This is a genomic window from Lactobacillus psittaci DSM 15354 (genome assembly GCF_000425905.1).
GTDB classification, from domain to species: Bacteria; Bacillota; Bacilli; order Lactobacillales; family Lactobacillaceae; genus Lactobacillus; species Lactobacillus psittaci.
Genome location: NZ_KE384473.1, coordinates 282,562 through 303,117 on the forward strand (window position 1 = coordinate 282,562; position 20,556 = coordinate 303,117).

A 20,556-nucleotide genomic window follows, 5' to 3' on the forward strand; every position below is an offset into this window, starting at 1 on the left:
TTGCTAATAAATAGCAAATGATAGCGAATACAAAACGACTTATATTTTGTCTGATATGTAAAAATACAGTTCCACATTGTTATAACAACGATTGTGAATTGTTTATGCAAATGGGGTTGGTATATAAAAAATGCACTAGCTTAACTAGTGCATTTTCTTTTTACCTTAAACTCTTTAACCAATTACGTTTTTTACGATTGAAGCTAATACCATCACCTAAAGCTTCATTAACATCATAGATTTGCATAAATGCTTGAGGGTCTTCATTTAAAACGAGCCGCTTTATTGCTGGCACTTCATTAGCTGAAGCAATGCAATAAAGAATATGCTTTTTGGAGCGATTATAGCCACCTTCAGCGTTAATATAAGTGAAGCCACGGTCAATATTAATATCAATTAACTTAGCAATTTCTTCATATTTATCTGAAATAATAAAGAGTGACTTGGCACGTGTACCACCTTGTTGAACCTTATCCATGACAATTGATAGGATGTAGCAGGCAATTAATGTATAAAGCATGTGACGGATATCAATATAGGATAAGGAAATTGTCAATACAATAAAATCTAGAGCAAAGAAGATTCGACCTGAGCTGATGCCAAGTTCTTGCTGACCAATTCTGGCAATAATATCAGAACCTCCAGTCGTACCGTTAAAACGAAAAACAAGCCCTAATCCTAATCCGGAAAGTAGTCCAGCTAAGATTGCCGATAATAAGAGGTCGTGTTCTAAGCTAAATTGATTTATAATAGGTATGAGGCGCCAAAAACTTAAGAAGAATGATAAACAAATCGTTCCCCAAATAGTTTCAATCATTAGGCGTCTACCTAAATAACGAAAGCCAATTAGGATTAGTGGAATATTAAGAATCAAGGTACTTAAACCTGGATTTATTTTCCACCAATGATAGATAAGCAGGGTAATTCCGCTTAATCCACCATCGGTTAACTGATTAGGGATGCTAATCATGTCGATGCTTAAACCATAGATTGCACAACCGATAGCAATCATTATTAATTCTATTAAGAAATGAGATGAGATTTTTTTCATTGAAGGCAACTCCTTTATTGACATAACCTCATTTTAACAAAAGAATATTAGATTTATAAAGAAAAAGAAATGATGACGTAAACAATGAGAATAAACAACTTACCGGAGATTTTTATCCAGGCTTTACCAGTACTAAAGACCTTGACAACTGCTGGTTATGAAGCATATTTTGTCGGCGGTAGTGTTCGTGACCTGCTTTTAGAGCGACATATTCACGATGTTGACATTGCAACCAGTGCATATCCTGAAGAAGTTAAAGAGTTATTTACTCATACAATTGATACTGGTATTCAGCATGGTACCGTTACCGTTTTATATGGTGATAGTAGCTACGAGATTACCACTTTTAGAACCGAATCAGGATATCAAGATTATCGCAGACCTGATAAAGTCGAATTTGTTCAAAATTTAGCAGAAGATTTAAAACGCCGTGACTTTACGATTAATGCCCTAGCAATGGACCAAGATGGTGAAATTCGCGATTTATTTGACGGACTCACTGATTTAAATCAGAAGTTAATTAAGGCAGTTGGTGATCCTGAGCAGCGTTTCCATGAAGATGCACTTCGAATGATGCGTGCTGTACGTTTTATGAGTCAATTGAAATTTACAATTGAAGCCAAGACTGAAGCTGCAATTAAAGATCATCATGAATTATTGAGCAAGATTAGTGTTGAACGAATTCGTGATGAATTTATTAAGATGTGTCTTGGACAAAATGCGCGTCAGGCTTTTCAAGTCTTCCTTAATACCGAGTTAAGTGAGGAAGTGCCTGATTTTAGAGGTAAAAAAGAACAGTTATCCGTTTTTCCAAGTTTAACATTTGCCCCTTCAACTGAGGCGAGTGCTTGGGCAGTGATTATTATTTTATTGAAATTACCAAATGAAGAAATTGCGCGTTTTATGCGTGATTGGAAGAATTCTAATGCGATGGCTAAGCGAGTTGAAGAAATTATTTATTTCTTCGATCTTTTAAGTGATCACACACCAACAAGTTTTGAACTCTACCAAGCAGGGCTTGAAGTAGTAGTATCAGCTTGTGATGTTAGCCGAATTTTGGGTCAACCAGTTAATTCAGAAGCTTTAGTTGACCAATATACCGCTTTACCAATTAAAAAGGATAGTGAATTGGCAATTAATGGTGGCGACTTAATCAAGTGGGGCTTAAAGCCTGGTCCAGCATTGGGTGAAAATTTAGCTACTATTAAAGAAAAAGTCGTTAGCGGTGAACTTGCTAACGACGTCGAAAGTATCAAAGAATTTTTCTTATCTTAAATCCCTATATATACGGAAAAGAACATTAAAGTTGAACCCGCTAAAACAAAGAGGTGCCAAACAGTATGAATTAAAGGTACACCACGCATTGAGAAGAAGAAGGCCCCAACGGTATAACTAATGCCTCCACTGACTAAAAGCCAAAAGCTAGTTTTACCAAGAGTGGCGTATAGCTGTGGTGCTGTAAAGATTACAAGCCATCCCATCCCGATGTAAAGCAGGACTTCAAAAATATTGTTCTTTTTCTTAGCGAGGATATAGTATAAGATTCCCAAAATAGTAATTAACCAAATAAATCCAAATAAGAGCCAACCCTTAATTCCGCCAATTGCAACTAAAGAATATGGTGTGTAAGAGCCAGCAATCGAAAGGAAAATTGATGAATGATCAAAAATTTGGAAGACCTTTCTTGCTTTAGTGTAGATAAGGGAATGGTACAAAGTTGAAAAGAGATAGAGTAAAACTAAACTTGCCCCATAAATGGTAAAAGCAGTGACCTTTAGCGCACTACCAGAATGCGCAGCTTTAATAATTAATAAGACTAAGGCTGTTACTGCTAGACCGAAACCAACGCCATGGGTTATAGCTGAAAAAATATTGTCTAGCAAGGGGATAACCTTACCAGGGTGTTTAGGTTTTTGCCAGATTTGCTTGAATTTCATATTTTGACCTCTATCATTGATTACTATTTAATGTTTTTTTGATATACTTAATTGTAAACAAAAGCTTGTCTGTATTTCTTACGATATAGTAAATTTTAAGAAAATACAATAAGCAAAAAAGAATGGAAGGCATAAGTTTTGTCAAAGATTAAAATTATTACTGACTCATCTGTCCAACTAAGTCCAGAAGAAATTGAGCGTCATCAAATAACTGTAATTCCACTTTCAATTACGATTGATGATAAGACTTATGTTGATGGTAAAGACATTACGCGTAAGAATTTTATTCAAAAAATGGATGAAGCTAGTGAGTTACCAAAGACTAGTCAACCACCAGTTGGCTTGTTTGTTGAAAAACTCAAAGAGCTTGCAAGTGACGGAAGTGAAATCTTGGGTATCTTCATGGCTAAAGCCTTAAGTGGAACTGTTGATGCTGCAAGACAGGCCGCAGAAATGTTGCCAGATTTACCAATTACGATTATTGATTCTGGTTTTACTGATCGGGCTATGGGCTATGAAGTATTAGCTGCTGCTGAAGATAGTGAAAAAGGGTTAGAATTATCAAAAATTTTAGCTCATCTAGAAGAAGTCAAAAATAAAATGCACCTTGAAATGATGGTTCCAAACTTAGATAACATCATTAAGGGTGGGCGCTTGGGTCCATTAGCTGGTCGAGTAGCAACTTTACTTAATATTAGAATTCATCTACAAATGAAGCCAGATGATTTAGCAATTAAGGGTAAGGGGCGTGGCAAGCGCTTCACTAAGAAGTTTGATGATGATTTAGTTGAACAGCTTAGCCAGATGCCAAATGTCAAAAAGGTTGGTATTTCTTATGTTGATACTCCTGATGATATGGAAGCATTGGCCAAGCGATTTAAAGAAGTAAATCCTAACTTAGAGATTTTAATTCAAGAAACTAGTCCAATTATTATTACCCACGCTGGACACGGGGCATATGCAGTAATGTTTTATTCGGAGTAAGATAATGGCATATCGAGAAAGTTTTTATCGTTTTTTGATGACCCAAAGAAATCCAGATTCTCATGATGAAATTGCGGAATTTGCTAATAATGCACAGCATGATCAGCAATTCCCTAAGCAAGAACAAGATTATGAGAAGCTGTCAGACTATTTGGAACTTAACGCAAGTTATTTACCAAGTATGACTATCTTTGATAAAGCATACGAATTATATAAAGATAATATGTAAGTAGATGCCAGGTTTTGTTAGACTTGGCATTTTTTTGTAAATTGTAAAAAGGGAAGTGATGTTAATTGGCTATATTTATTTCAACATTGGTGCTCTTATTTACGACCGCTGTAGCGATGGTTGTACAAAAATTATATTTACAGAAGGTTTCTGTTAACTATATTGCTTTAATTTTAGGGATTGTTTTAGGCGTAATCCCATTTTTAAATCACTTAGTTGAAGACTTTCAGTCGGAAGTTTTTATGGAATTGATTGTTGCACCACTTTTATTCTTTGAAGGTGAAAGTACTCAGCTATACTATGTTAAACGTTTTTGGAAATCGATAGTTGGTTTAACAGTCTTCATGATTTTGCTGATAACTTTGGTTTCGGGTTTTACACTTAATTATTTAACTGGAATGGATTTAGCTTTTTGCTTTATTTTAGCTGCTATTGCCACTCCAACCGATGCAACAGCAAGTGAAAGCGTAACGCATTCACTTCACGTTCCAAGAAAAGTTGCTTATTATTTGCGTAATGAATCTTTATTTAATGATGCTTCAGGCATTATTTTGTTATCAGTCATGACTACTTGGTATGTTCACCGCGATTTACAAATTATTGCTGGGATTGGTAATTTAATTTGGGCAGTAGTTGGGGGACTTGCCTTTGGCTTATTAAGTTCATTTTTATTAGGTATTGTGCGCCAAAAGGTGATGAAGTCATATAGCTTGAGTACTAGTAGCTATAGCTTGAATACACCAGTTTTACTAACTTATCTGTTTACCCCATTTATCCTTTATTTTTTAGCAGAAGAAATGCATATTTCAGGGGTAATTACAGTGGTAACTGCAGGGCTGATTCATAATGCGGAACATCAACGAAATAAACTTACAAATCCTCAAGTGGTTTTTGTTGGTTCACAATTTAGTATTGTCATTACTGAATTACTTAACGGGGCTGTTTTTGTAATTCTTGGTTTAGTAATTGTCCGCTTGTTAAAAGAAGATATATTCAATTCACAGACCATTTTGGCAATTTTTACCGGTAGTCTTTTGTATGTAATTAATGTTTTAGTTCGTTATCTTTATACCTTTATTACTGAATTTAGAAAAGATCAAAAACGGGCCTGGGCCTTTAGTTTAGGTGGAATTCACGGGGCAGTAACGTTTGCTTTAGCATATACCTTAACGGAAGAATCACTTAAATCATCTGATATTCATTTTGCTTTGCTGGCAAGTTCAACTTTGATTATTCTTAGTATGATTGTACCGACAATCATTTTTCGCTTCCTTTTGACCAAGGAAGTCTCTGATGATGCTCAAGTTAAGGAAATGCAGAAGATGCGTAAAGATATGGTTGATTATGCCATGCAGGAATTAGATAAGATATACTTGCCAGAACCACTTAGACGGCAATTACTTTACGATATGAAGTCGCAGTTAAATGAGGTTTCAATTAAGGACTACTCAAAAGAATTAAGTAAAACTGTGCGGAGGCCTGATTTAAAGCCACATGAACGTGAATTTCGTGATGAAGTTTATCGCTATGCTTTTAGATTAGAGCGCAATTATTTAGGTCAAATTGCCCAAAGTGAGCAAGAGTATCGTGAAGCATTTTTGAAAGTTTATCGTGAGACCCTATTAGCAGAAATTTTATTTTTAGGAACAAAAGCAGATTAAAAAGGCGCTTTCGAGTGCCTTTTTTGCTTACATTGAATTCATGCTATAATTAATAAAGCATTATACAGAAGTAGAAAGGATTTTTATATGGCAATTCAATGGTATCCTGGCCACATGAATAAGGCCCGCAATCAATTAGAGGATAAACTTAACTTGCTTGATGTGATTGTTGAAGTTGTTGATGCTAGAATCCCAGTTTCTTCCAGAAACCCTTTGATTAGTGACTTGGTTGGTAGTAAGCCACATATTATTATCTTGAATAAAAGTGATTTAGCTGATCCACAAGAAGTGAAAAAGTGGAGCGAATATTTGGCTAGCGAAGGCAAGTTTGTGATTAGCTTAGATGCGCAACATAAAACTAATATGGATAAGTTGTTTAATTTAATTAAAGAGGCTGCTAGGGAAAAAACGAAAAAACTAGAAGCAAAAGGTGCAAGTAATCCGACAATTAGAATTTCGCTGGTGGGGATTCCAAATTGTGGTAAGTCAACGATTATTAACCGTCTAGTTGGTCGTAATGTTGCAATTGTAGGGGACCGTCCTGGTGTTACTAAGGGACAGACTTGGCTTAAGACGAGCCAAAATGTCCAAATTCTGGATACTCCCGGAATTCTTTGGCCGAAGTTTGAAGATCAGAAAGTTGGCTATCGCTTAGCTGCTCTTGGTGCTATTAAAGAAAGTGTTTTTCATGCTGATGATGTAGCTTTGTTTGTGATGGATTATTTACGGCAAAATTATCTCAAGAACTTAGTGGAGTTTAGTCGTTTACCAGAAGCTGACGTAGTCAACTTGCCACTACCTGAATTATTGCTTGAAATGACTAAAAAATATGGGATGCGGGATGATTATGATCGCATGAGTATGTTTTTATTAAATCAATTACGTAAAGGTAGATTAGGTAAGATTAATTTAGAAAAAGTTGACGCATGAGTATCAAAGAAATAAAGGAAATGCTAGCAGCTGGTGTGACAGCTGAGCAGCTAGCAGAATTAGCAAAAGATGAACGTAAAGGTGTTCAGGCATTACTGGCAAGTTATCAGCGTAAACAAGCCAAGCTAGCGCAAAAAAAGGCTGAATTTATGGCTCGCTTTAGCTATGAAAAAAAAGCTTGGGCAAACGGCAGTATTGTCGCTGGAGTTGATGAAGTTGGTCGAGGACCACTTGCAGGGCCCGTAGTTACAGCAGCAGTTGTTTTAGATGATAGTTTTGATTTGATTGATGTTAATGACTCAAAGAAGTTAAGTCCACAAAAACGTCTAGAACTATATCCAAAAATTTTAGATCAGGCAGTTGCAGTCGGAATTGGTGTCGGTAGTCCCGCCTTAATTGATGAGATTAATATTTATGAAGCAGACCGGGTAGCAATGGCACAAGCCGTTAAAAATCTGGCGGTAAAGCCAGATTTACTTTTAGTCGACGCAATGAAAGTGCCAATTGATATTAAGCAAATTGAACTTATTAAGGGAGATAGTAAGTCTAATTCAATTGCAGCGGCTTCAATTGTGGCCAAAGTCTTTAGGGATGAATTGATGAATGATTATGCGAAGATTTATCCGCAATATGATTTTGAACATAATGCTGGTTATGGAACTGCTAAGCATTTGGCAGCCCTTAAAGAATTCGGAGCAACTCCAATTCATCGCCGTAGTTTTGCACCAGTAAGTGAATTTGATAAGTAAAATAAAAGGAGTACAACTTTTGACGTTGTGCTCCTTTTTTTATATCCATAAATAAAATTATGTAAAGCTATATTTCTTTGTACATTCTGTGGTGGGGAATACCAGCATCCATAAAACCTTGACCAACTACCTTATAGCCTAGTTTTAAGTAAAAGCCTTGAGCTTGATCTTGGGCATCTAAAGTTAGGGTAGTAATGCAACGCTTTTTAGCTTCAGCGTCAATTTTATTAAATAACTCTTTTGCTAAACCACGGCCTCTAAAATTCTTTTTAGTGGCAACACGCTGAATATGCCAGGTCTTGTCGTCTTCAAGTTTGACGCGGGCGCAACTTACTAGTTGATTATCAAGATAGCCACCAAAGTAAAGGGCCTGTTCATCAGTTTGACTTTCAACTTCGAGTTCAGGTGGAACACCTTGTTCTTTAATAAAGACTTCTTTTCTTAGATTTAGACAGTCTTGATATAATTTGGAATTTAAATCTTTACTTATTTTGATAAACATCAAATTTCCCTTTCTAAAAAGCAGATAGTTAATGAAAACTATCTGCTTAAGAGTTAATGGTTATTGTTATTATTAGTGTTATTTGTATTATTGTTGCCGGTATTGTTGTTATTTTGGTTATCGGTAGTATTAGTATTGTTTTGACTAGTACTACTATCATCACCATTTCCACCGTTATTGTTACTGCTTGATTGACTTGAGCTAGATTGGTTAGTTGAGCCATCACCATCTTCTTCATCGCTTGAACTAGATGCTGAATAAGTTTTTGAACTAGTTACTTTTTCATCATCACTGTCATAGTCAGAATCAGAATATGGACTAGAAGGGGCGTGACCTTTGACAAATAATTCAGTAGTATAGTTTGATTGACCAGGTGAAGCAACTTCTAGTGGATCACTGTTTTTAACAATTCTTCGCTTAACAACAGTACTTGGCTTTTTCCAGTTGCTATTTGTCTTGTCTTGCATCAAATACTTCATCATATACTTGTAAAGTAATTGAGCAGCATATTGTCCTTGACCACTTATTGTTCCATCACTCAAGTTGTCATATCCAGTCCAAACACCAATAGAATACTTCTTAGTATATCCCACAAACCATGAATCCTTTGGTGTTGAAGCATAACTAGGATACTTAACTAATTCTTCGTCTGAATATTTAACAGTCCCAGTTTTACCGGCTTCATGAAGTCCTGTCTTAGCCATGGTACCAGAACCACTAGTTAAAACTCCCTTTAACATGTCGGTAATCATGTAAGCTGTTGATTTTTTCATAATGCGAGTTCCAGTAGAATCATATGAGTGAATTACACCATCTGCAGTTTCGATTTTTGAAACAAATTGAGGCTTATGATAAATCCCACCAGTTGAAAATGCACCAAATGCACCAGCCATTTGCAGTGAGGAAGCATTTGCACCAATTGCAACTGAAAGGCCGGAATTAGAGTCAACATTAATACCGGCTTTTCTAGCAAAGAGGGCAGCTTTCTTAAGGCCAACTTTAGCTAAAGTCTTAACAGCTGGAACATTTCTCGATTGCTCTAAGGCATAGCGCATGGTCATTTTACCTAAATAACTATTATCCCAGTCATAAAGTTGGATATTAGTTCCTGGGTAAACATATTTGGTATCTTCAAGGTAGTGAGCAGTTGACCAGTTAAGATATTCAATTGCTGGCGCATAATCAAGTACCGGCTTAATTGTAGAACCAGTAGAACGACCGGTTTGAACAGCACGGTCTAATCCTAATTGAACTGAAGGTAAATTACGGCCACCAATGATTGCAACTACGTGACCATTAGTTGGATCAACAACAGTTGCACCAACTTGCATTTTACTTGAAGAAAATGGAATTGAACTACTGTTATTAGCCAATTCGTAAAGCTTGTTTTGGGCATCTTGATCAATATTAACAGTGATTTTTAAATTATCATTATATGGATCATAGCCTTTTTGCTTAACTTCACTAATTGCTTCTTTAATATATGGGTCATCAATCTTTCGTAAGTTAGATTCACTACTTGATTGGTGAGTCTTAAGTCCGTTGGTGATAGATTCGTTTTTGGCTGCAATCATTTGGCTTTTAGTAATTTTACCGTTAGCATACATTGCTTGGAGGACAATATCTCGGCGGTATTTAGCAGCCTTAGGGTAGGTATATGGATCATATGCAACGGGGGCGTTTGGCATCCCTGCAATTAAGGCGATTTGAGCTAAGTCAAGATCTTTAAGTGATTTACCATAATAGTAACTAGCTGCAGTCCCCATACCATAGTTACCATAATTCATATATACCTTATTAATATAGAACTCTAAAATTTGTTCCTTAGTGTAGTCATGTTCAACCTTAATTGCTAGCCAAGCCTCTTGAGCTTTACGCTTAAGGGTTCTTTGTGAAGCTGCAGTTGAAAAGACTGTTAACTTAACTAATTGTTGGGTGATACTTGAACCACCAGCTGCAATTCCACTAGCTTTAGCGTTTGAAAGGATTGAGCCGACAATTCTGATTGGGTCAATTCCCAAGTTTTCAGAATAAAAGCGCTTATCTTCAACTGAAATAACAGCATCCTTTAATTGTTGCGGAATTTCATTACTTTTGACATAAGTTCTTTTTTCAGATCCTAATGAAAGTAAGAATTTGCCGTCATTAGTATATAAACTACTTGTTCCTCCGCTTTGAAGTTGACTTTGACTGATGCTAGGTGCATCTTTGGCATAATAAGCGAAAAGCCCGACGCCAGAGACCAAGATTAGTAACACAGCAATCGATATCCATTTAAAGACTTGAACCCAAGTCTTTTTCTTTGCCGGCTTTTTTCCGCGTCTCATACTAGTGCGGGTAGGCCTTGTAGAATTATCTTTTGCTGAACTAGAATTATATTCTGCCATTTAGCTTTTGCTCCTATCTGCAATAAATTTATCAATGGCTTCCAAATAAGGGAGGGTAGGACGAAAGCCAGATTTAATCTCATATGAAATTGCTTCAATTTCCTTTAAAGTGATGCTACTTTTATCTGGATTTTGATAACACTTAATTACAAAGCTAGCTGGGGTCACAAAGTACCGGTTCAAGCTAGAAAAACGAATGATTGTAAAGCAGATGCCATCCTGTTTTAAACAGCGAGAAAGATGGATAATCTGGTGATCATGAAAGTTCTTCAAAGGAAAAGAGCGCTTATTCTTTGTCTCTTTAGCTTCAAAGTCCAAATAATAACCCTGATATACGCCATTGTAGTCAGTAGTGGAAGCTTGTCTAAAATAAGCTTCACGAATTACGGCTCTTGAACGTTTAGGGTAATCAACTTTAACAATCTGAATTGGAGTTGGCTTTTTGTGAACAACACAAAGACCTTGCTCAAGATAGTAAGCATTGGATTCATTGATTTGCTCTTCTAAAGTCATTCCACGATCAGAGAAATTGACTGCTTTTTTTGCTCGGTGGCTCTTTTTCTTAGGAATATAAACTTCTCCAGAAATAGCAGCCTTGGAGCCAGAAGGATATTTTACCAACTTTTCTTCACTCCCTGCTAATGATTATAGCAAAAAAGGACCATAAAGTAGTATAGTTAATGCTAAGTGAGGTAGAAAACAATGAAAAGACTTTGGATTACTGGCTATCGTTCCTATGAATTAGGTGTTTTCAGTCCAAAAGATCCGAAAATTACAGTTATTAAGTATTGTTTAAATCGTAAATTAAAACAGTTACTTGAAGATGGTGAATTGGATTGGGTAATTAGCGGTCCTAATTTAGGCGTCGAGCAGTGGGCACTAGAAGAAGCAATAGAATTACAAAAAGATTATCCCATCCATACATCGCTGATGGCGCCTTATCAGGAATTTTCAAAGCGCTGGAACGAAGAAAACCAGGCAAGGCTTTATAACTTGCAAGAGCAAGTCGACTTTTATGGTGCAACTTCAAATCGCCCTTATCAAAGCCCAGTTCAATTGCGCAATTATCAAAACTTTATGATTGAACATACCGATAGTGCATTAATGATTTATGATCCAGAAAAGCCAGGAAAGCCAAAGTATGATTATGAATTAATTTTAAAGTATCAAGAACAAAAAGATTATGATTTAGATTTGATTGATTTTTATAGCTTACAAGATGCAGCTAATGAATATGAAGAAAATCGTCGCTATCAAAACTAGAATAGAAATCTTAAAAAGAAGCTAAGCTTTAGCAGATTAATTTTTCTCTGAGCGAATTTTTTGATAAAATAAAAAAGACAAAGGAGTTGTCATAGATGGCAGATTTAAAAGATATTAAGTTATCATCCCAAGACATCTTAAAAAAGCAATTTGCTCATAAGATGAAAGGATATGACACCGATGAAGTTGATCATTTTCTTGATCAAATAATCTCTGATTACGAAACTTATAACAGTATTATTGAAGATTTATATGGAAAAATTGGTAAATTGCAAAGAGAATTGCTAGAAAGCCAACGCACTGATAGTGTAAGAGCTACCGCCACTAATAGTGAGCCGGCTCCAACAATTCCAGCTAATAATTTCAACCAATTTGACGATGATGTAAAAACTTATAATCCGACTCATTCATTCAATAATCCAGTTCAAACTAACGAAATTAGTACCAATATGGAACTAATTCAACGGGTATCTAGTCTGGAAAGAAAAGTTTATAACCTTGAACAACGCGTTTATGGTATGCAAAATCAATAAGCTTTTGTTATAATTGTATTCGATGCAAATTTTGAGCAATCGCGGTTAACTATTGTTAGCTGAGGAAAGTCCACGCCCGCACGAGCTGCGATGCTCGTAGTGATCGTATTCAGCCCAATAAGCTGGAGGATAATGCATCAGCATTATTATGGCGGAAAAAGCACTAAGGCCTTTTGGCTATGTGTTAATATCCTGGAAAGTGCCACAGTGACGTAGCAAGTCGGGAAACCGATTTGGTGGAACGAGGTAAACCCTGCGAGCGGGCAACCCAAACTTGGTAGGGGCGTCTTCGTCTAAGGAATTGAACTAAAGGCGAGATCATTTTTTGAAGATAGATGATTGCTAAAGGCAGTAGCTTGGCTAACTGCTGCTGGAACAGAACGTGGCTTATAGAAATTTGCAAAGCTAGTTGAGTCTTTAGGGGCTCAACTTTTTTTATGGCAATAATTAATTTAAAAGAAAGAAAACTATGACAGAAAAATATACTCTTTATGCAACAATGGGTGCTGGCTTTGAAAGTGTTGTCAGCAAAGAATTAAAAAACTTAGGCTACAAAACTAGAAATGAAAATGGTCGAGTATTTTTTGAAGGCAGTCAAGCTGATATTGTCAAAACTAACTTGTGGCTTAGAAGTGCCGACCGAATCAAAATTTTATTAAAGGAGTTTAAGGCATATAGCTTTGAACAACTTTATGATGAAGTTTATGCTTTCGATTGGGCAATGTTATTACCAGTTGATGCATGTTTCCCAGTTCAAGGACGAGCAGTTAGAAGTAAGTTACACTCTGAACCTGATGTCCAATCAATCGTCAAAAAGGCAATCGTTGATAAGATGGTTAACGAGTATCATCGTCGCGGCTTTTTACCTGAAAGTGGAAATACCTTCCCATTAGATATTCATATTTATAAAGATGTTGCCCGCTTATCACTTGATACTACTGGAGCTAGCTTATTTAAACGTGGCTATAGAGTAGAGCATGGGGGAGCACCTTTAAAAGAAACCTTTGCAGCGGGACTGCTCGAATTAACGCCATTTAATGGGACGCACCCTTTGATTGATCCAATGTGCGGTTCTGGGACTTTACCAATTGAAGCAGCTTTAATTGCAAAAAATGTGGCACCTGGTTTAAAGCGTGAATTCAGCTTTGATGGCTTTGACTGGTTTGACAAAAACTTGCATCAAGCAGGAGTTGAAGATGCTCAGGCCCAAATCAAACCCCTTGAAAGTGATATCTGGGCTAGTGACATTGATCAAAGTGTGCTTGAATATGCTAAGCTAAATGCTCATAATGCGGGAGTCTTACAAGATATTAAATTTAAACAAGTTGCGGTGAAGGACTTTAAGACTGACCTTGAAAACGGTATTATTATTTCAAACCCACCTTATGGTAAAAGATTAAAAGATCGTGAAGGAGCTCATAAGTTATATCAAGAAATGGGCGAAGTTTTGGGAAGTTATCACGATTTTAGTCAATATTATTTAACAAGTGATCCAGAATTTGAAAAATTCTTTGGACAAAAGGCTACCAAGAAGCGTAAATTATTCAATGGTAACCTAAGAGTTGATTTTTACCAATTCTGGGCAAACAAACGATGATTTCTGAATGAAAAAAGTGACGGGAAATGTTAAAGAATGTTCTAACCGAAAAAGAGAATCCTAAAATTTGGGTGCTTAGTGATACCCACTTAATTGCAAATGAACTGCATGACAAGGGCTGGGCATTTAAAAAGATGCAAGATACTAGTGTTGGTAAGGACTTACACTATCAACAAAAGGCTTTACTTGCTTTTACGAGAAAAGTCTTGGAAAAACATCCTGATGTTGTGGTTGTAACTGGTGATATTACCTTTAATGGTGAAAGATTATCCTTACAAAGATTTGCGGAAATTTTTGCTCCATTGAAGCGTCAAGGGATTAAGTTGCTTGTTTTACCAGGTAATCATGATATTTACGATGGCTGGGCGAGAAAATTTAAAGAAGATGTCCAATACCGAACTGATCAAGTTAGTCCGCAGGATTTTAAAGAGATTTTCTATGATAGCAGTTATCGTTATGCCGCTAGAGAAGATGGAAGTTCACTGGCATATAGTGTAAATTTAAGCCCCAAATATCGTCTGATTTTAGCGGATTCTAATATTTATCCGATGGAATATTCTTTAACTCATCCGAATACTCATGGACAAATTGATGATGAAGAATTGGCTTTTATTGAAGGTGAAATTATTGAAGCTGAGTCAAATCATCAGCATGTGCTCTTTTTTATGCACCATAATTTGTATCGTCATAATGCGGTGATTTATCACAATTTTGTCTTGGATAATGCAAGTCAAGTTAAGCGTTTATTTAATAAGTATAATGTTCAGGCTGTTTTTTCAGGGCATATTCATGCTCAAAGTATTGTTAAAGAAGCTGATTGTACAGCCTATGAAGTCGTTACTTCATGTTTTAGTTCAACAGATCAGGGTTATGGTGAGATTAGTTTAAGTAATGATAAATTAACATACCATCGTCATAGCTTTAACATGGATGATTATCTTGCACCAGCTGAAAAGCATGGTCATTTGAATAATTATCGGCAATACCTGTGGGACTTATTTGAGAAAAATAATCGCTACCACTTACGTTATTTAGATAATATGGAATTAAGTGATGAGGAAAAGCATAAGATTGCCCGTTTTTTAGGTGATATGCACTGGGATTACTTTGTTGGTAAAGGCGGTAAAACTAAGGCTGAAATTATAAATTCAGAAGAATATCGTCGATCAATTGAAGTCCGGCCAAAATTAAAAGGCTACATCGATTCTTTAATTGTTAATCATGATAATTGGAATTTAGAAATTAAATGGGAAAATAAATGGCTAGAATAGCAGTTTATCTTACAGGCGGGATTGCAAGTTATAAGGCAATCACTGTAGTCAGAAATTTACAAAGATCAGGCCATCAAGTGCGAGTGGTCATGACAAAGAATGCCGAAAAGTTTGTGACGAAGCAGACTTTGGCAGTCTTGACTAAGGCGCCAGTACTTGATGACTTATGGAATAGTGAAAATGAAGCAAAAGTTGCGCATATTGAATTAGCAGATTGGACCGACTTAGCTGTCGTTGTTCCAGCAACGGCTAACTTTTTGGCAAAAATGGCGCTAGGCATAGCAGATGATGCAGCAAGTACGGCAATACTTGCAACTGCTTGTTCTAAAATAGTTGTACCCGCAATGAATAATCATATGTGGTCAAATCCTGCAGTGCAAAGAAATTTGACCATGTTAAGAAAAGATGGGGTTAAAGTTTTAGAACCAGCTGTAGGGATGCTGGCAGAAGGCTATGCCGGTAAAGGTAGAATGCCAGAACCAGCTGAGATTAGCGACTTTATCTTAGAGCAGCTAGAAGGTAAACAAACTTTAAGTGGCAAACGCGTAATTGTCACTGCTGGTGGAACTCGCGAAGCAGTCGATCCTGTGCGATATCTGGGTAATAGTTCTAGTGGCAAGATGGGAATTGCAATTGCAACAGCTTTTGCCAAAGCAGGGGCAAATGTAGATTTAGTTGTAGGCAATATTACTACTGCAGTACCTGAAAATAAGCTAATCAATCTGCATCATGTTATTTCAACTGAAGATATGCTTAAGCAAGTTGACCAATTATTTGATGGGAGTGATTGCTTAGTTATGGCAGCAGCACCAGCCGATTTTAAATTGCAATCAAGTTTTGACCAAAAAATTAAGAAACAGCCCAATCAAACCACTTTGACGCTTACTTTTACTGAAACTCCAGATATTTTGCAAACAATGGGACTAAAGAAACAGCATCAGCTTGTTGTTGGTTTTGCAGCAGAAACTGAGAATTTACTTGAAAATGCAGCAAGTAAACTTGAGCGCAAGCATGCAGATATCATCATTGCTAATGATGTAAGTAAAGGTGTCTTTGGCAGTGACAATAACCAAGTTTATCTTTTACAAAAAGGACAAGAAGTGGAGCCTTGGCCAAAGATGAGTAAAGAGGCAATTGCTGAAAAATTGGTTAAAAAAATAAGTCAAAAAATTACAAAAAACAACTAGTAGCGACTAGTTGTTTTTTAATTTTTATCAGCTATTACCTATATGTATTAAGTGGTACAATCGAAGAGACAGCTTGGTAATTATTTTAGAGGAATATCATGAAAAAGAAAAATTTATATACTTCATTAGCAGCAGCTACTATTTTAAGTTTGGGTGTAGTTAATCAAATGCCCAAAACTACATCATATGCTGCGATTGAAACAAAAGTTGCTTATGATTGGACTTTTAAGGGATTAGGCGATATTAAGTTTGCGGATGTAAAGATAAGTAATTCCGGGCAATTAACTATCTCAGCCCAAGGTATGCCACATTCATATTTTAACAATAAGCTTTATGCTCAAGTTACAGTTAAGCGTAATAATCAAAATGTATTTAATCAAGAATTTATTGGGAGTAAAAACTATAAGGTAAATACCACCTTCAATTTACAAAATGGTGATCAAATTGTTATTTATCATGCTGAACCCACTAGATTGGCATTAACTAATCTAGCTAAGGCAAATGTTTCAACTAAGACCTTTACTTTTACTTACAATAATGGTCAAGTAAGTAATATTACGGATCAGTTGTACTATGAAAATCAAATTCGAAATCTAACTGATAAGCAGGGAAATTTGGCTTTTGGTTTAACACAAGCACAAATTGATAATGTTAAAAATGGACTTGAGGGTGATACTAGTTTAGCTAGCGATATTAAGGCTAACTTGCAAAGTAAGCTTAGCGCAATTCAAGCTAAATTTACGAATGTTGTTAATAGCGATACCTTAGCTGTTAATGAGTCACATACTTATACAGGTTATATTTTACCTAAGCAAACAGATACAGTTGATACTGGTCGTGTAATGGGGACTAATCAAGATGTTCAAGCTCTAGGTTGCATTTTAAGTAATGGTGCTACTATTCGCGTAAGACAAGTTAATCCAAATTATAAGTTACCTTGTTCAATTAAGATGATCGGTAACACCAACTGGAATTATCAGGTTAAGTATATTAATAACAACTGGATGGAAATTACTGCTAAGGGTGATCAAATCCCATTTTTGTGGACTGAAAAGACCCGAACTGGAACAGATTTAGCTATCCAGCCAGAGATTGAATGGCAAATTGTCAGTGGTAGTGCTAAGAATTTACCAGTTTATACTCGTGGGCAAAATCAAGCAGAATTTGTTAAAAATTGGGATAATGAAAAGACTAGTTTTGCATTAGTAAGTGGCAACAACTTCCAAATTGTTTTGCCACAAACAGATATTAATCGCGTCGCCAAGCTAAATCTTGATACTGTTATTTCAATGTATGATGATAAAATCTTCCCATTTTACAACAACTTAGCTGATTCATATACTAATAAGAGCTTGACTGACCATACTAAGGCGCGGTATTTGATTGTGCCAGATGCTAATGGTGTGGGAGTTGGATATTATAATGCTCAAAATGTTACTGCTCAAAATGGTAAAAGTGTCAGTGCATTTTTGAATCCAAATTGGTTAGTATATCATGAAATTGGACACGGTTATGATTTACATGCCAGCGATATGTATACCCCAGAAAGTTTTAATAACATCTACGCTACACTTTTCCAAATGACCTATTATCCAGAAATGTTTAAACAAAATGGTGGGACTTGGATTTATGCAGGTAACGAATGGAGAGAAACTAATCAAGTAATTAGTGAATTTAACAAAAAACTCAAGTTTAATGATCTGTACTACCATACACGATTATACTGGTGGCTTAACTTAGCTTACAATCTTGAAGGATCAAATGCTTTTAAAAAGTTTAATGCTTTTTATAATGACTTAGTAAAACAGGGACTTAAGCATGATCAAATGGGTAATGATTGGTTACGCTTTTACATTCGGCAATATCATTTAAATATTGTGCCATATCTTAACCTAGTTAACTTACCATTAGATAGTGATGCTGTTGCTAATGCTGAAAAATTGCCAGCTATCGCCATGCTCTATCAAGTATTGCCTGATTCATTTTTGACAAATCAAGCTAAGTTTAAGGAGCTTCTTGATACGTTGGGACAAGGGGATAACTTGTTAGCTACTCGTGCAATGGCTGTGACTAACGCTACTCTTGCCAAGGCCAACCTTAAGTCACATGTATATTTACAACTTGATGAAAGTGAGCTTGCCAAAGTTAAGGGCAATACCTTATTAGTTAAGGATGGATCAACACTTGTTAAGTCTGTTGTACTTACAAGTGTTAAAACTGACTTAGGTGAATTGCCAAATGGAATTTACTTCTTAACTTTGCAAACACCAGGAGCAAGTATCAACGATCCATACTTATACGTTAAAGATGACAATCAAACTAGTTCGTTAACTTTTACAGGAACAGCTACTGTTGATGCTAAAAAAGAGAATGAAACTAGTCTTAATGCCTTTGATAAGGTAGCAGTTGTAAATGTAAGTGCCTTGACTGATGCGGAAAAAGCTAGCGTTAAGGCAAACATTTTAGCAACCAATGGAAATAGTCACATTAAAAGCATTGAAGTTGCAGATAATGGGCAAACTGTTGTTACTTATGAAGATGGTACGCAAACAAGTTTGCCTGCTGGGGATGTGGTGACGGTTAAGAAGGCTAGTGATAATAGCCAAAGTCTAAATCAAATTAGTCCGATTACTGTTGGGGATGTAACCAAACTAACTGATAGTGAAAAAGCTAAGGTAGTCCAAGCAATTTTAGCTGCAAATCCTGATAAAGATATTAAGAGCGTTGTTGTAGGTGATGACGGTCAAGCTGCAGTTACTTTTAATGATGGTACGCAAACGACAATTGCTGCTTCAAATACTGTTGTAGCTGGTAATAAGCCGGTTGAAACAACGAAACCAAGTGAAGGTAGTACGACAAGTCCAAGTAAGCCAGCTGAGCCAACGAAGCCAAGTCAAAGCAGTACGACAAGTCCAAGTAAGCCAGAAGAAACAACGAAGCCAAGTGAAGGCAGTACGACAAGTTCAAGTAAGCCAGCTGAGCCAACGAAGCCAAGTGAAGGCAGCATAACGAGTGCAAGTAAGCCAGTTGAGCCAACGAAGCCAAGTCCAAGTAAGCCAGCTGAAACAATGAAGCCAGGTGAAAGTAGTACACTAAGTTCAAGTAAGCCAGTTGAAACAACGAAGCCAAATCAAAGCAGCTCAACAGCAGGTGGTTCAATTGATAATTCTGAGCAAAGTTACTCAGGTGTAGTATATGTTCCAATCATCAACCACAATCCTAACTGGAAGATAGCTTTACTTGATGGCAATGGTCACTACAGCGGTTTATTCATTTCAACCAATAGTAACTGGAAAGTCTTCGCTAAAAAGATGATTAATGGCAAACTTTACTACCGTTTAGGTACCGACAAGCAGTGGGTACCAGCAGACTATGTTCTAGTTGGTGAACATCCAATTGTAGATATTGAAATTCTAATGACAGCGGTAGGCTATGCTCCAATTATTAACAATAACCCAAACTGGAAGATAGCTTTACTTGATGGCAATGGTCATTACACAGGTCAATACATTCCAACTAACAGCAGTTGGAAGATCTTTGCCAAAAAAGTAATCAAGGGGCGCTTAATGTACCGCTTGGGAACTCAAAGTCAATGGGTACCAGCAGATTACTTACGCTTAAAATAATTTTGGTTATGTAAAGGCTTTAGCTTAAGTTTAAGCTGAAGGCTTTTTTGTATATAAAAAGGCTCCTTATGTGGAGCCCTAACTATATAGCAGTCTGAGAGGTGTTCAGCTGCTAAAGTTACTAAATTATGGTATTAGCTTTATACAAAAGTCTAAAATAATAACAGAATATTTTTAATTAATGACTTAATTCATAAGCTTTTTTAACTGTTGTTGGCATTTCTCCTAGGTCAATCTTACTTTGCAATTCGGCTTCATCTTTGACATTTTGGTTAAGAAGTTGATCATAATACCAGCATTTAAAATCTAGCATGGCTTTAGTTGCTTGAAGCTGTTTAATTTCATTCTCAATTTCTTGGCGCTGCTTATTGAACATGTCTTGTCGAAATTTATAAGTTGAACTTCCTTCACGGCACCAAACGAAGTATTGCTTAATATCTTTGATTTCAAGACCCGATTTTTTTAAACAAGCAATTACCCGTAAACATTCAAGTTCACGATCAGTAAAAATACGTTGATTGCCTTTTCTTTGCATATCAGGGAAGAGGCCCTCTTTGTCATAGTATCGTAAAGTGGAAATTGGCAGATCAAACATTTTAGCTATTTGTCCAATTGAATACATTCATTAACCTCCAAAAATATTTTTACT

At 36.3% G+C, this 20,556-nt stretch carries 18 protein-coding genes and 1 other RNA gene; 13 read left to right on the forward strand and 6 right to left on the reverse strand.

Annotated elements, in window-relative coordinates; genetic code table 11:
• Positions 1-160 precede the first annotated feature (160 nt).
• On the reverse strand, positions 161-1,051 hold the full coding sequence (locus tag H628_RS0105500; protein ID WP_027825551.1) for a YitT family protein: 891 nt from the start codon (positions 1,049-1,051) through the stop codon (positions 161-163).
• A gap of 84 nt (positions 1,052-1,135) precedes the next feature.
• Here H628_RS0105500 and H628_RS0105505 point away from each other — a divergent pair, with 84 nt between their 5' ends.
• Positions 1,136-2,326, forward strand: coding sequence for a CCA tRNA nucleotidyltransferase (locus H628_RS0105505; RefSeq protein WP_027825552.1), 1,191 nt, complete (start codon positions 1,136-1,138; stop codon positions 2,324-2,326).
• Here the strand turns inward: H628_RS0105505 and trhA are convergent.
• Entirely contained in the window at positions 2,323-2,988 is a 666-nt protein-coding gene (gene trhA, locus H628_RS0105510) for a PAQR family membrane homeostasis protein TrhA (RefSeq protein ID WP_027825553.1), read from the reverse strand. The genes H628_RS0105505 and trhA overlap by 4 nt on opposite strands.
• Positions 2,989-3,126: 138 nt before the next feature.
• On the opposite strand from trhA, the gene H628_RS0105515 reads away from it, so the two are divergent.
• The 5 genes from H628_RS0105515 to H628_RS0105535 all read left to right on the forward strand — a co-directional run bounded on the left by H628_RS0105515 (position 3,127) and on the right by H628_RS0105535 (position 7,541).
• The gene (locus H628_RS0105515; protein ID WP_027825554.1) at positions 3,127-3,972 is read left to right on the forward strand and encodes a DegV family protein; all 846 of its coding nucleotides are present in this window, start codon (positions 3,127-3,129) and stop codon (positions 3,970-3,972) included.
• Between the two features lie 4 nt (positions 3,973-3,976).
• Positions 3,977-4,201: a YozE family protein gene (locus tag H628_RS0105520; RefSeq protein ID WP_027825555.1), complete on the forward strand. Its 225-nt coding sequence runs from the start codon at positions 3,977-3,979 to the stop codon at positions 4,199-4,201.
• Positions 4,202-4,266: 65 nt separating this feature from the next.
• Positions 4,267-5,862, forward strand: coding sequence for a cation:proton antiporter (locus tag H628_RS0105525; RefSeq protein ID WP_027825556.1), 1,596 nt, complete (start codon positions 4,267-4,269; stop codon positions 5,860-5,862).
• A gap of 87 nt (positions 5,863-5,949) precedes the next feature.
• Entirely contained in the window at positions 5,950-6,792 is an 843-nt protein-coding gene (ylqF, locus tag H628_RS0105530; protein WP_027825557.1) for a ribosome biogenesis GTPase YlqF, read from the forward strand.
• A complete protein-coding gene (locus H628_RS0105535) occupies positions 6,789-7,541 on the forward strand; it encodes a ribonuclease HII (protein WP_027825558.1) in 753 nt (250 codons plus the stop codon). The genes ylqF and H628_RS0105535 overlap by 4 nt, the downstream gene beginning before the upstream one ends.
• Before the next feature lie 67 nt (positions 7,542-7,608).
• Here the strand turns inward: H628_RS0105535 and H628_RS0105540 are convergent, their stop codons facing one another.
• From H628_RS0105540 to recU, 3 genes are read right to left on the reverse strand one after another with little or no spacing between them, the layout of a single operon-like run.
• Positions 7,609-8,043, reverse strand: a complete 435-nt coding sequence (locus tag H628_RS0105540) for a GNAT family N-acetyltransferase (protein ID WP_027825559.1) — start codon at positions 8,041-8,043, stop codon at positions 7,609-7,611.
• Positions 8,044-8,096: 53 nt separating this feature from the next.
• On the reverse strand, positions 8,097-10,370 hold the full coding sequence (locus H628_RS0105545) for a transglycosylase domain-containing protein (protein ID WP_420835720.1): 2,274 nt from the start codon (positions 10,368-10,370) through the stop codon (positions 8,097-8,099).
• Between the two features lie 60 nt (positions 10,371-10,430).
• Positions 10,431-11,051, reverse strand: coding sequence for a Holliday junction resolvase RecU (gene recU / locus H628_RS0105550; RefSeq protein WP_027825561.1), 621 nt, complete (start codon positions 11,049-11,051; stop codon positions 10,431-10,433).
• Between the two features lie 81 nt (positions 11,052-11,132).
• Here recU and H628_RS0105555 point away from each other — a divergent pair, with 81 nt between their 5' ends.
• From H628_RS0105555 to H628_RS07480, 7 genes are all read left to right on the forward strand, one after another.
• Entirely contained in the window at positions 11,133-11,693 is a 561-nt protein-coding gene (locus tag H628_RS0105555) for an SLOG family protein (protein ID WP_027825562.1), read from the forward strand.
• A 95-nt stretch (positions 11,694-11,788) separates the two neighbouring features.
• Positions 11,789-12,226 carry a cell division regulator GpsB gene (locus H628_RS0105560; RefSeq protein WP_027825563.1) on the forward strand — a complete coding sequence of 146 codons (438 nt, stop codon included), beginning with the start codon at positions 11,789-11,791 and terminating at the stop codon, positions 12,224-12,226.
• Between the two features lie 27 nt (positions 12,227-12,253).
• Positions 12,254-12,621, forward strand: an RNA gene (gene rnpB / locus H628_RS07570) — RNase P RNA component class B.
• 74 nt (positions 12,622-12,695) lie between these two features.
• A complete protein-coding gene (locus H628_RS0105565) occupies positions 12,696-13,823 on the forward strand; it encodes a THUMP domain-containing class I SAM-dependent RNA methyltransferase (protein WP_027825564.1) in 1,128 nt (375 codons plus the stop codon).
• A gap of 26 nt (positions 13,824-13,849) precedes the next feature.
• Complete coding sequence (locus H628_RS0105570; protein WP_027825565.1) at positions 13,850-15,094, forward strand: metallophosphoesterase; 1,245 nt, start codon at positions 13,850-13,852, stop codon at positions 15,092-15,094.
• Positions 15,082-16,281 carry a bifunctional phosphopantothenoylcysteine decarboxylase/phosphopantothenate--cysteine ligase CoaBC gene (gene coaBC, locus H628_RS0105575; protein ID WP_027825566.1) on the forward strand — a complete coding sequence of 400 codons (1,200 nt, stop codon included), beginning with the start codon at positions 15,082-15,084 and terminating at the stop codon, positions 16,279-16,281. The genes H628_RS0105570 and coaBC overlap by 13 nt, the downstream gene beginning before the upstream one ends.
• Before the next feature lie 98 nt (positions 16,282-16,379).
• Positions 16,380-19,907, forward strand: a complete 3,528-nt coding sequence (locus tag H628_RS07480) for a putative mucin/carbohydrate-binding domain-containing protein (protein WP_051237973.1) — start codon at positions 16,380-16,382, stop codon at positions 19,905-19,907.
• 178 nt (positions 19,908-20,085) lie between these two features.
• On the opposite strand, the gene H628_RS0105585 is transcribed toward H628_RS07480, so the two are convergent.
• On the reverse strand, positions 20,086-20,529 hold the full coding sequence (locus H628_RS0105585; protein WP_027825567.1) for a MerR family transcriptional regulator: 444 nt from the start codon (positions 20,527-20,529) through the stop codon (positions 20,086-20,088).
• Between the last annotated feature and the right edge of the window lie 27 nt (positions 20,530-20,556).